Below are 12091 nucleotides of genomic sequence, written 5' to 3' on the forward strand. Positions count from 1 at the left end.
CGAGCCCATCGGCGGCGACGCGCCGGGCACGGACAGGATGGCCGGGTGAGCATCGGACGAACGCGGCCCCGGACTCGGATCAGGATCAGGATCGACGTCGAGGGCATCGTCCAGGGGGTGGGATTCCGTCCCCACGTCCACTCCCTGGCACGGCGGCTGGCGCTGTCCGGGTGGGTGGGCAACGACGGCCGGGGCGTGTTCATCGAGGCCGAGGGCGCACCGGACGATGTCACGCGGTTCCAGGAGGACCTGCGGGATCAGGCGCCCCCGCTGGCGGTGATCCACCGGGTCACGGCCATCGTGATACCGGTACGCGGAGATCGCGGGTTCCACATCGCGGACAGCCGGGGGGGAGCCGGACGGGCCACCCTGATCTCACCTGATGTCGCGACATGTGCTGACTGCTTGACCGAGATGTTCGACCCGGCCGACCGCCGGTACCGCCACGCCTTCATCAACTGCACCAACTGCGGGCCGAGATTCACCGTCATCAGGGGCGTCCCCTACGACCGGCCGGCCACGACGATGGCCGCGTTCGCCATGTGCGGGGAGTGCGAGCGTGAGTACCTCGATCCGCGGGACCGCAGATTCCACGCCCAGCCGATCTGCTGCCCCGCCTGCGGCCCGGCGCTGCGGCTGCTCGACGCGCGCGACCGGGCCGAGGATCCGGCCGGTGACCCGATCGAGGGGGCGGCCGGGCTCCTGAGGTCGGGCGGCATCCTGGCCGTCAAGGGCCTCGGGGGGTATCACCTGGCGGTCGACGCCGCCAACGAGGACGCCGCGCGGGCCCTCCGCTCGCGCAAGCACCGCGAGGACAGGCCGTTCGCCGTCATGGTCGGCGATCTCGACGCCGCGCGAGCGCTGTGCGAGCTGGACGGCGACGCCGAACGGCTGCTCACCGGCCCCCAGCGCCCGATCGTGCTGCTGCCCCGGCGGCCCGGCGCCGCGATGGCCGCGTCCGTGGCGCCGGGCGACCGCCGCCTCGGGCTCATGCTGCCCTACACGCCCCTGCATCACCTGCTCGCCCGTCAGATCCCCGGGCCGTACGTCCTCACCAGCGGGAACCTCTCCGACGAGCCCATCGCCTACCGGGACGGCGAGGCGCGCACCCGCCTCGCGGGCATCGCGGACGGCTTCCTCACCCACGACCGCCCGATCCACGTCCGCACCGACGACTCGGTGATCCTTCCGCTGTGGGGGACGGGGCTTCCACTGCGGAGATCGCGGGGATACGCGCCCCGGCCCCTGAGGCTCTCCCGGCCCGCGCGGCGGGCCGTACTCGCGTGCGGTGCCGAGCTGAAGAGCACCTTCTGCCTCGTCAGGGAGGATCACGCCTTCCTCTCCCACCACATCGGCGATCTTGAGAACTACGAGACGCTCCGCTCCTTCACCGAGGGCGTCGACCATTTCCGGCGCCTGTTCGACATCACGCCGCGGGTGGTCGCGCACGATCTCCACCCCGAGTACCTGTCCACCAAGTACGCCCACGACGTCTGGGACGCGCGCGGGGTGGAACTGGCGGGGGTCCAGCACCATCACGCGCACATCGCCTCCTGCCTGGCCGACAACCAGGAGGACGGGCCCGTCATCGGGGTCGCCTTCGACGGCCTCGGCTACGGCGCCGACGGCACCATCTGGGGCGGGGAGATCCTCGTGGCCGATCTCACGGGATTCACCCGCGCCGGACGCCTGTCGCCGGTGCCGCTGCCCGGCGGCACGACGGCGATCAGGCAACCGTGGCGGATGGCCGCCGCGCACCTGGACGCGGCCTACGGCGGCGCGGTCCCCGCCGACCTTCCGGTCCGGTCCCGCAACCACCGTCACTGGGACGACGTGGTGGCCGTCGCCAGGTCCGGGGTGAACTCGCCCCTCACCTCCAGCGCGGGCCGGCTGTTCGACGCGGTCGCGGCGATCGCCGGACTCCGTGACATCGCCTCCTACGAGGGGCAGGCCGCGATCGCGCTCGAACAACGGGCCGATCCGGACGAGAGGGGCGCCTACCCCGCCCGGCTCCTCGACGACGGGCCGCTCGTGACGATCCAGGCCGCTGACCTCGTCCGGGCGGTCGTCGAGGACATGCGCGGAGGGGCCGGCCCGGCCCGCGTCTCCGCCCGCTTCCACAACGGGCTCGCCGCCGCCACCGCCGCGGCGTGCGTACGGCTCCGCGAGGACACCGGCATCGGCACGGTCGCCCTGTCCGGCGGGGTCTTCCAGAACCGGTTGCTGCTGGACGGGCTCGTCCGGGCGCTCCGGCTCCAGGGCCTGCGGGTCCTGACCCATCGCGAGGTTCCTCCCAACGACGGCGGCATCAGCCTGGGCCAGGCCGCCGTGGCGGCGGCCCGTGACGCGCTCGGTCCGCCCTGACGCGCGTCGTGCCCTCGTCGTCGGGCCGGCCGACGTGCTCCGTCCCCTGCCCGCCGAGGGCCGTCGTGGACGGGAACGGCCCGGACACGCGCGGCCCGGCGGCGGGGGGGTCGAACGCCGTTCGCGGCCGGTCGGCCGAGCCCGCGGGGATCAGAGCCGGGCGGGGGCGTCGTTCGCGGCTGCCGCGGGGCCGGCCTGCGCCGGGGCCTCGCCGCGGAGCGGGACCTCCCGGACGAACCAGGCGGCGGCGAAGGCGATCGCCGACAGGACGGCGGCGCCGAGGAGGATGCCGTGCAGGCCGCTGGAGACGGCCGCCCGGAAGGCGTCGCGGACGGGGGCGGACATGTCTCTCAGCAGGGCCGGTGTCAGCTCGCCGCCGCCGGTCATCCGGTGTGCCGCCTCGGGGCCGAGCCGTTCGGCCAGGTCCGCCTCCAGGCGGCTCGCGTAGACGGAGCCCAGGAGCGCGATGCCCAGCGAGCCGCCGATGGTGCGCACCAGGGTGACCGTCCCGCTCGCGGCGCCCATGTCGCGGGCGTCGGCGCTGTTCATCGTGATGAGCATGGTGCTCTGCATCAGCAGGCCCATGCCGAGCCCGGTGACCAGGGTGAGGGCGGACGCGGCGGCCGTGCCGGTGCTCACGCCGAGTGTCAGCAGGACGAGGGCGCCCGCGATCATCACGGCACCGCCGAGGATCGGGTAGAGGCGGTAGCGGCCGTTGCGGCTGATGAGGTGGCCGGTCGTCAGCTGCGCACCGAGCATGCCGAACATCAGGGGAAGCAGCAGCATGCCGCCGGCCGTCGGGGAGGCCCCCCGGACGAACTGCATGTACTGCGGCAGGTAGTTCGTCACGCTGAGCATGACCGCGCCGACGAGGAAGCTGAGGACCTGGGCGAGGGTGAAGTTGCGGTCGTGGAACAGCCGGGGAGGGATGACGGGTTCCTCGGCGCGCCGTTCGACGTATACGAACCCCGCCAGTGCCAGGACGCCGGCGGCGCCCAGGGCGAGGATCTGCGGCGAGGACCAGGCGTAGCCGTTGCCGCCCCAGCCGGCCAGCAGCGTCAGGGCCAGGATGGCGGCGGTCAGCAGCAACGCGCCGGCGTAGTCGATACGGGCCCGGATCCGCTCGGTCCGCAGCCGGATCCCCGTACCGATGATCAGCAGTGCGACGGCTCCGACGGGAACGTTCACGTAGAAGGTCCAGCGCCAGCTCAGCTGGTCGGTGAGGAAACCGCCGACCAGCGGTCCGCCGACGAAGGCGACCGGCAGCATCGCGCCGATCATCTACTGCAGGCGGCCGCTCTCCCTCGGCGGCACCAGCACGCCGATCATCGCCAGCGCGCCGACCATCAGCCCTCCCGCCCCGAGCCCCTGCAAAGCGCGGAACGCGATGAGCTGGTTCATGTCCCGCGACAGCCCGGCGAGCACCGAGCCGATCAGGAAGAGCACGATCGCGGTCATGAAGGTGCCCTTACGGCCGTAGAGGTCGCCGAGCTTCCCCCAGATCGGGGTGGTCGCGGCGGCGGCGAGCAGGTAGGCCGTCACCACCCAGGACAGGTGGTTCAGCCCGCCGAGGTCGCCCACGATCGTGGGCAACGCCGTGCCGACGATCAGGCCGTCCAGCATGGCCAGGAACATGCCGAGCATCAGGCCGAACACGCCGAAGTAGAGCGACCGCGGGCGCCCCGGTTCCCGGTGACCTTCGTGCTCCATCGTTGCCTCCTCCGGCTCAGGCGGACGGGGCGGCATCAGGCGGCATAGGGGCGAAGGGCCTTGGCGTCACGCAGGGCGTGCGCCCACCAGGCCAGCTGATCGAGCATGGTCTTCGCCGCGGTGTCGCCGGCCGGGTCCTTGACCGTGCCGTCCGCGTCGAAGCACGTCCACGCGCCGTGGAAGCTGACGGTGTCGCGGACGGTGACGGCGTGCAGCTCGGCCAGGACGACACGGAGCTGTTCGACCGCGCGGAGCCCGCCGGACAGGCCGCCGTAGGAGACGAAACCGACCGGCTTGGCGTGCCACTCCTTGTTGTGCCAGTCGATGGCGTTCTTCAGCGAGGCCGGGAAGCTGTGGTTGTACTCGGGGGTGACGATGACGAACGCGTCGGCCGCCGCCAGCCTCGGCGAGACGGCGGCCAGCAGTTCGGCGGTGCCGGGTGCGGCGGGCTGACCGAAGGCCGGGAACACGGTGGGCAGCGGGGTCTCGGCCAGGTCGACGAGGTCGACGGTCATGTCCTCGCGGTGCGCGAGGTGAGTGAGCAGCCAGTTCGCCACGACCGGGCCGAAGCGCCCGTCCCGGGTGCTGCCGACGATGACCGCGACCCGCAAGCCGAACGTGTCGTCCATGGGAAAACTCCTTGGTGTGTACGTCGTATCTGGCTGAGTACAACGTACACATGAGTGTGTACGTTGTCTATTTCTGATACGCTGTACGCAATGTGACGACAAGGAGATCGCATCCGTGGCCAGTCAGAAAAAGTCCTCGGCCCCTCCTCCGCCGCAGGGGGAAGACGAGGGCCGGGCGCAGGCCTCCCTGTGGGAGCGTCTCGAACGCCCCGCGCCCGCGCCCCGCGCCGCCTTGACCCCTCACCGGATCGCCTCGGTGGCGATCGAGATCGCCGACACGGAGGGCCTCGACGCCATCACCATGCGGCGCCTGGCCGCCGAGCTGGGCGTCGCCCCCATGGCGGCCTACCGCTACGTGTCCGGCAAGGACGACGTCATGGAGCTGATGGTCGACCTGGTCCACGGCGAGCTGGAGCACTCTCAGGCCGACGGCTGGCGGGAGACCATGCGGGCCCTCGCCCTCCGCACCCGCGCGCTGATGCTGAAACACCCCTGGCTCGCCCAGCTCTCCCCCCAGGCGGCCTTCGCCCTGACCCCCAACCGGATGGCCGTGGCGGAGCGATCACTGACCGCACTCGACAGCCTGGGCCTGAACGTCGACACGATGATGGCCATCGTCCGCACCGTCGACTCCTACGTGCACGGCGCCACCAACGCCGAGATCACCCTGCACCAGCTGATGGAGGGCCGCGGATGGTCCAGCGACGACGAGCTGAAGACAGGACTGGCGCCGCAGATGATCTGGCTCATGGGCACCGGCCGTTACCCCACCTTCCAGCGCTACCTCCTCGAAGGCACACACAAGGACGACCCGCAGTGGCAGTTCGAGACCGGGCTGGACTACATCCTCGACGGCATCGCCGCCCGCATGGGCATCTGACCCCCTCCGGACCTCCGGCCCCGGGTCCACCGCGCGACGGGCGGATGCCGTCGGGGGTGGGTCCGCCGGGTGGGCGGCGTCCCCGCGGGGCCGGGGTGCCCATCGGGGCTCCGAGGCCGCCGCGGTCCGGGTGGGAGATCACCTGCTCGGATTCCGGCCTCCGGCTTCGGCGCCACCCTTGGTCACCTCCTCGCCTGTCCGGCAAGGTCTCACGTGGGTGGGTCACACGGTGTGACGTGGGTGCCGCGGGTGCGTCAGGGCCGGTACGTCCCGAAGAACCACTCGTTGCCCTCGGGGTCCTTGCACGCGTACTCGCGCGAGCCGTAGGGCTGGTCGTTCAGCTCCCTGGTGACCTCTGCCCCGGCCGCGACGGCCCTGGCGTGGTGGGCGTCCGGGTCGTCCACCGCGACGTAGATCCCGGGCCCGCCGGGCTCACCCGTACCGGTCATGATCATCCCGGTGCCGGTGATCAGCTCCCCGTGGCCGACGCTCCCGTCGTCGGCCCTGACGAGCTCGTGGATCTCGAACCCGAACGCCTGGACCAGCCAGTCGACGGCCTTGCCCGCGTCGCGGTAGCGAACCAGCGGATACACCGTGCGCATGTCTCTCTCCTTCTGTGGACTGCCACCACGATCCTTCTGTGGACTGCCACCACGATGCCGCGAGGAGGGGAGGCGAGGCTTGGACGAATCTGACCCCGGTCGCCCCGGAGGGCGGGAAAGCGCGATCAGGACAACGCCAGCTCCCGAGGAGTGGCCCCGGCCATCGCCCTGAAGTCGCGGTTCATGTGGGCCTGGTCGTAGTAGCCACAGGCGACGGCGGTGCCGGCCGGGGACTCACCGGCCCGCAGGCGGTCGACGGCGTGCTCGAAGCGCAGCACCCGGGCCACCGCCTTCGGCGCCAGCCCGATCTGGTCGTGGAACCGGGAGACCAGGTGCCGGTGACTCCAGCCCAGCTCGTCGGCGATCGAGGACACCGTCACCGCGCCGCGGGCGGCGAGCAGGCGCTCCCACCCCCAGCCGATCCGCCGGTCGGGCTCGGGGGCCTCGCCGATCCTCCTGCTGAGCGCCTCGTCGAGGAGCGCGAGCCGGGCGGCCCGGCTCGGAGCCTCCGCCAGCCGTTCGACCGTGGTCGTGGCCCAGCGCCCGAGCACCTCCTCCAGCGACACCACGCGGTTGGCCAGCTCCCGCATGGGCACCCCGAGCAGTCGCCAGGCCCCGATCGGCGTGAGGTTGACCTGCACTCCCTCGGCGACCCCGGCCGTGACGGTGTCGACGTAGGTGTCGTGCAGGCCGCCGACGAAAGATCTCAGCCGCCGGGATCCGTCAGGCCCGCCCACCCCGAGCGGCGCGCTGAACCCGAAGATCACCACGGCCCCGGCGAACGGCGGCTCCCGCCGTGCCAGAGGCTCCGTGCGGCGCTCGGTATAGGCGGACAGGTGCGTGACGTAGGGCCGCAGGAAGGCGCCCGGCTCTCCCTCGGAGAAGGTCAGCCCCTCCGCCGTCGTGGCGTTCTCCACGCGTCGACCATAACCGCCGCCCCCGACGGTTTCCACGGCCTTTCCCGGGTCCGGGGGCCGATCGAGGACGACCGGGCGAGCGTGTCGGCGGTCTCGGCCGGGCGCGTTCCCGAGAACCGGGACTCCCCGACCCGCCCCCGGAACGAAGGCTCAAGAGGAGCCGCCCTCGCGGCGGTCTCAGACCGGACGCCCCGGGATCGGAGACGGCGATCCCGGGGCACGCGGCTTTCCCGCCGGTGTTCCCTACTGGGTCAGACCGGTGTGGTAGGCGAGGAAGGTGAGCTGGTCGGCGGCGAGCTCGATGGTCTTGCTCACCGCGCGGGCCCCGTGACCCGCCTCGGTCTCGTTGCGGAGCAGGACCGGCCTGTCGGACGACTGGGCGTACTGCAGGGCCGCGCACATCTTCCAGGCGTGCAGCGGGTGGACCCGGGTGTCGGACTGGAAGACGGTGAACAGCGTCGCGGGATAGGACACGCCCTCCCGGACGTGGTGGTACGGGGAGTAGGCGTGCAGCCAGGCGAACTCGTCGGGCTTCTCCACGGTGCCGTACTCGACGTTCCAGGTCGCGCCGAGCCCGAACAGCTCGTAGCGGATCATGTCGAGCAGCGGGGCCGAGCAGACCACCGCGGCGTACAGCTCGGGACGCTGGGTCAGGGCCGCGCCCACCAGGAGACCGCCGTTGGAGCCGCCGGAGATGGCCAGCTGGGAGGCCGTGGTGACGCCGGTGGCGATCAGGTGCTCGGCCGCCGCGTGCAGGTCGTCGAAGACGTTCTGCTTGTTGGCGAGCATCCCGGCCCTGTGCCACTCCTCGCCCTGCTCGCCGCCGCCGCGCAACTGGGCGATGGCGTAGGCGCCGCCCGCCTCGACCCAGCTCAGGATCGACGCCGAGTAGCCGGGGGTCATCGAGATGCCGAAGCCGCCGTAGCCGTACAGGATGGTGGGCCGGGCGCCCTCGACGCCGGGCTTGGAGATCACCAGCATGTGGATCTCGCTGCCGTCGGCCGAACGGTAGGTCATCCGCTCGGTGCTGACGTCGGGGACCTCGACGGCGCCGGGGGAGGCGGCCCACAGGGTGGTCTCGCCGGTGCGGGCGTCGTAGCGCTGGACGGTCGGCGGGGTGGTGTTGTCGGTGTAGCCGAACCAGGCCTCGTGGCCGCCCTCGGGGCGCTCGACGATGCCGCCGATCGTGCCCAGCCCCGGCGTCGGCACCTCCCCGACGCGCTCGCCGGCGACCAGGTCGTGGACGGAGATCTCACTGATCGCGTGGCGGGTCCAGCCGATGAGCATGACCGGCCGGTCCAGGTCGTCGAGGATCGCGAAGTCGGACAGCACGGCCTCGGGGTCCTGCGGGATCAGGTCGCGCCAGTTCTCGAACTGGGGGGTGGAGGGGTCGGTCACGCAGATCCGGCCGCGCGGGGCGTCGCGGTCGGTGAAGACGTAGAGCCGGCCGTCGCGGCCGAAGTACAGTCCGCTCTGGGCGTCCACGTCTTCCTGGACGACGACCAGGTCGGGCGAGGAGGGGGCGGAGGCGGAAAGGTCGGCCAGCCACAGGTCGTTGCGCGGAGCCGTACCCCGGGAGGCGGAGATCTGCAGCCAGCGGCCGTCGCGGGAGACCCCGACGCCGTAGTAGTTGGTCTTCTCCATGCCGTCGCCGAAGATCAGGACATCCTCCTCGGTGGAGGCGCCGACCTTGTGCAGGTAGACCCGGCGGTGGAACTGGTCCTCACCGTCGGGCACCTCCGTGGAGGGCAGCCTGCGCACGTAGTAGAAGGCCTCGCCGCCGGGCAGCCACGCCACGGGGGAGTAGCGGCACCTGTCGATCGGCCCCTCGATCCGGTCGCCGTACGCGACGTCCATCAGGTAGAGGCTGGACTCCTCGTCGCCGCCCACCGAGACCTGGTAGGCGAGCAGGCGGCCCTCCTTGTCGGGCTGCCACGCGTCGAGCGTCGTGAGACCGGTCGGGTCGAGCGCCATCGGATCCAGCAGCGCCCGCTCGGTGCCGTCGGGATCCACGGTGTAGAGGACGGCGTGCTCCTGCTCAGGGGTGCGCCGCATGAAGAACTGCCGCTCTCCGCGCCACACCGGCGCGCCGATCGAGCCCGACCTCAGCAGCTCGGTGATCCGCGACTTGAAGCCGTCGCGCCCCGGAAGGGCCCCGATCTCCGCGGACAGCAGTTTCTCCTGTGCCGTCAGCCAGTCCTTCGTGGCCGGATCGTCGGGATCCTCCAGCCATCGGTAGGGGTCGGAGACCGGGATGCCGTGGAGCTCCTCGACGAGGTCATCGCGGCTGGCGGGAGGGTAGGGCTGTAGCGTCATGGCAGGAACACTACGACCTCCGGGCGGCAGGACGGGCCCATCACGCGAGCGACGTATCCTGTCCCTAGCGGAAGGAGTTAAGAACTGGTAATGCGGGCATAAAACGTATCAGAGGTCCCTCCAGTCATTTATGGGTGGCGGGAACGATGATGGAGAAGCCAAACTTGGTGAAGGACGGTGCCGTGGTGAGCATCCGCTGGGCCGTCCGGCGGAGGTCCTCGTGACGGAAGCACCCGGGCCCCAGGAGGGGCCGCCAGCCGGGGCACGCAGTGGCGTGCCCCCTCAATTGACGCGTTGTACGGCGGGAGAGGCCCGCTGATGCGCCAGGTCCTGCTCTTGAACGCCACCTACGAACCCCTCACCACCCTCTCCCTGCACCGCGCCGTCGTGCTTGTGCTCAGGGAGAAGGCAGACGTCGTGCATCGCGACGGGCGAGGCGCCGTGTTCCGTTCGGCGAGCCGCACGCTCGATGTCCCTTCGGTGATCAGGCTTCGAAGATACGTCCGCATCCCCTACCGGTCGCGGATCCCACTGACCCGGACCGCGTTGATGCGCCGGGACGACTACCGATGCGCCTACTGCGGCCAGCGGGCCGAGACCATCGACCACGTGATCCCCCGCTCGCGAGGCGGCACCCACACGTGGGAGAACTGCGTGGCCTCGTGCACGTCGTGCAACCACCGCAAGGCCGACCGAATGCTGGAGGAACTGGGGTGGACGTTGAGCGTCGCCCCGGTGGTGCCACGCGGCGTCCACTGGCGGTTGATCGGCGCGCACATCGTCGGTGACCCCCAGTGGGCGCCCTACCTCGCGGAGAGCGCGGCCTGAGCGCCGCGTGACATCCGCTCGCCCCGGCGGGTCCGTGCCGACACAATCGGTGCATGACATGGACCTTCACCTCCAAGGTCGAGGTGTACGCCGGGGCGGCGGAGCCGTGGCTGCTCCGCGATCCCGTTCGCAACACCGTCCCGCTCACGGTCCTGCGTGGAATGCGCGGCGGTATCTGGGGTGACGACCTCCTGATGGGCTGGCTGGAGCGCGGAGGGGAGACCGTCGCGGCGGTCTGTCAGACGGCGCCTCACCTCCTGCTGCTCGCCGACGTTCCCCTCGACACCGTGCGGGGCCTCGCCACCCAGCTGATCGAGGCCGAGAGGGTGATCCCCGGGGTCTCCGGGCCGCTCCCGCAGGCCGAGGCGTTCGCCGCCGCCTGGTGGCGGCCCGTGGCCGAGCGCCGTCCCGAGCGCCTCTACCGGCTCGACTCGCCTCTTCCGCCGTCCTCCCTCTCCGGCGGCGCCTCCCGCACGGCCACCAAGGACGATCTTGAGCTTCTGGTGACATGGAGCGAGGAGTTCCAGGCCGAGGCGGGCAGCGTCGCTCCCGCCGTCCTGACCCCGCTGGTCGCCGGCCGGATCGGCCGGCGAGAGCTGGTCCTGTGGGAGGTGGACGGGCGGCCCGTCGCGTTCGCCGGGGTCTCCTCGCCGATCGGGGGCATGTCCAGGGTCGGCCCGGTCTACACGCCCCCGGAGCATCGCGGGCAGGGGTACGGCGCGGCGGTCTCCCACGCCGTGACCGCCAAGGCGCTGGCCGAGGGCGCCGGCGAGGTGCTGCTCTTCACCGACCTGGCCAATTCCACGTCCAATTCGATCTACCAGGCGATCGGATACCGGCCGGTGGCCGACTACGCCTCCATCACCTTTCGCTGAGGAATCTGAGTAACCTGTGTGTCATGCCGCGATATGACTTCCGTTGCCGTGCCTGCGGGTCCACCTTCGAGCTCTCCCGCCCGATGGCCCGATCCGGTGACCCCGCGATCTGCCCGGACGGCCATGACGACACCGTCAAGCTCCTGTCGACGGTCGCCGTGACCGGAGGGGCGGGCGGATCGAGCGCTCCGGCGGCCCGCCCGGCGAGCGGCGGCGGCGGATGCTGCGGCGGAGGGTGCTGCGGCTAGACCGCGTTCTCCGGCTGGACCTGCGTTCGGGTGGTCGCGCTCGCACGGCGGTGTGCGGGTGAGCGGCTCCGCCTGCTCTCGTCCGCGTGACCGCGTTCGAGTGAGCCCGGCCGCGCGCCCGGACCTGAATCCGGCCGCGCGCCCAGGCCGCCGCGACCGCGGGGAGCGGTCCCGGAGCCTGTCATCCGGCTTTCACGATCAGGCCGGATGACAGATCAGAACCGGATCACGCCGCGCGCCTGCCCTGGAAGGGCAGGAAATTCTCCACCATGTGCGGGCGGGCGGGCATGAAGGTGGGCTCGGTGGCGACGATCCGGTCGAACCGGAAGGCCCGGATCGCGTGGCGCATGCGGCACATGCCCACGAGGTACCAGTATTCGCGATGGACCATGCACGTCACCGGATCGACGTCGCGGACGGTGATCCGGCCGGTCACGTCCTGGTAGTGGAGGCGGATCACGAGGCGCGAGGTGATGGCGTTGGCGATGGTCCTGGCCCGGTCGGCGGTCGCCGGGGGCATCGGTGAGGTCAGGGTCTCCAGTGTGGTGGCGATGACCTCGTCGTCGAGCTCCATGTGCTCGAACGCGTGGCGCAGGCCGCGCCGGGCGGTAATGGCCTGAGGGCCCGAACCCATGTGCGCGAGGGACAGGGCGAGGGCGGCGATCTCGGCGGTCGTCAACGGGCGGGTGGAGGGCTTCATGACGGTAGTCATACCCAAAGAA

10 protein-coding genes and 1 pseudogene are annotated in these 12091 nt (G+C 71.5%); 5 read left to right on the top strand and 6 right to left on the bottom strand.

Annotated elements, in window-relative coordinates:
• The first annotated feature begins 45 nt into the window (after positions 1–45).
• Positions 46–2364: a carbamoyltransferase HypF gene (gene hypF / locus J2853_RS45870; RefSeq protein ID WP_307568360.1), complete on the top strand. Its 2319-nt coding sequence runs from the start codon at positions 46–48 to the stop codon at positions 2362–2364.
• Positions 2365–2514: 150 nt separating this feature from the next.
• Here hypF and J2853_RS45875 read toward each other — a convergent pair.
• Positions 2515–4110: pseudogene (locus J2853_RS45875) on the bottom strand (MDR family MFS transporter).
• Positions 4110–4703, bottom strand: coding sequence for an NADPH-dependent FMN reductase (locus J2853_RS45880; RefSeq protein WP_307568362.1), 594 nt, complete (start codon positions 4701–4703; stop codon positions 4110–4112). Before J2853_RS45880 ends, J2853_RS45875 begins: the two are co-directional and overlap by 1 nt.
• A gap of 115 nt (positions 4704–4818) precedes the next feature.
• Here J2853_RS45880 and J2853_RS45885 point away from each other — a divergent pair, with 115 nt between their 5' ends.
• Entirely contained in the window at positions 4819–5583 is a 765-nt protein-coding gene (locus tag J2853_RS45885; RefSeq protein WP_307568364.1) for a TetR/AcrR family transcriptional regulator, read from the top strand.
• Positions 5584–5837: 254 nt separating this feature from the next.
• Here the strand turns inward: J2853_RS45885 and J2853_RS45890 are convergent, their stop codons facing one another.
• The 3 genes from J2853_RS45890 to J2853_RS45900 form a co-directional block, all read right to left on the bottom strand.
• Positions 5838–6185: a VOC family protein gene (locus J2853_RS45890; RefSeq protein ID WP_307568365.1), complete on the bottom strand. Its 348-nt coding sequence runs from the start codon at positions 6183–6185 to the stop codon at positions 5838–5840.
• A 125-nt stretch (positions 6186–6310) separates the two neighbouring features.
• Positions 6311–7102 (bottom strand): helix-turn-helix domain-containing protein, encoded by a 792-nt coding sequence (locus J2853_RS45895; protein WP_307568367.1) that lies wholly within the window; start codon positions 7100–7102, stop codon positions 6311–6313.
• 243 nt (positions 7103–7345) lie between these two features.
• Complete coding sequence (locus J2853_RS45900; protein WP_307568369.1) at positions 7346–9418, bottom strand: prolyl oligopeptidase family serine peptidase; 2073 nt, start codon at positions 9416–9418, stop codon at positions 7346–7348.
• Positions 9419–9736: 318 nt separating this feature from the next.
• Between J2853_RS45900 and J2853_RS45905 the strand changes: the two genes are divergently transcribed.
• Genes J2853_RS45905 through J2853_RS45915 form a run of 3 tightly spaced genes read left to right on the top strand, consistent with a single transcriptional unit; the run spans position 9737 to position 11369 of the window.
• Complete coding sequence (locus J2853_RS45905) at positions 9737–10246, top strand: HNH endonuclease (RefSeq protein WP_307568370.1); 510 nt, start codon at positions 9737–9739, stop codon at positions 10244–10246.
• A gap of 53 nt (positions 10247–10299) precedes the next feature.
• Positions 10300–11121, top strand: coding sequence for a GNAT family N-acetyltransferase (locus J2853_RS45910; protein WP_307568372.1), 822 nt, complete (start codon positions 10300–10302; stop codon positions 11119–11121).
• Positions 11122–11144: 23 nt separating this feature from the next.
• Positions 11145–11369: an FmdB family zinc ribbon protein gene (locus J2853_RS45915; RefSeq protein WP_307568374.1), complete on the top strand. Its 225-nt coding sequence runs from the start codon at positions 11145–11147 to the stop codon at positions 11367–11369.
• A 226-nt stretch (positions 11370–11595) separates the two neighbouring features.
• Here the strand turns inward: J2853_RS45915 and J2853_RS45920 are convergent, their stop codons facing one another.
• On the bottom strand, positions 11596–12081 hold the full coding sequence (locus J2853_RS45920) for a helix-turn-helix transcriptional regulator (RefSeq protein WP_307568376.1): 486 nt from the start codon (positions 12079–12081) through the stop codon (positions 11596–11598).
• Between the last annotated feature and the right edge of the window lie 10 nt (positions 12082–12091).

The sequence above is a fragment of the Streptosporangium lutulentum genome (assembly GCF_030811455.1).
Classification (GTDB): domain Bacteria; phylum Actinomycetota; class Actinomycetes; order Streptosporangiales; family Streptosporangiaceae; genus Streptosporangium; species Streptosporangium lutulentum.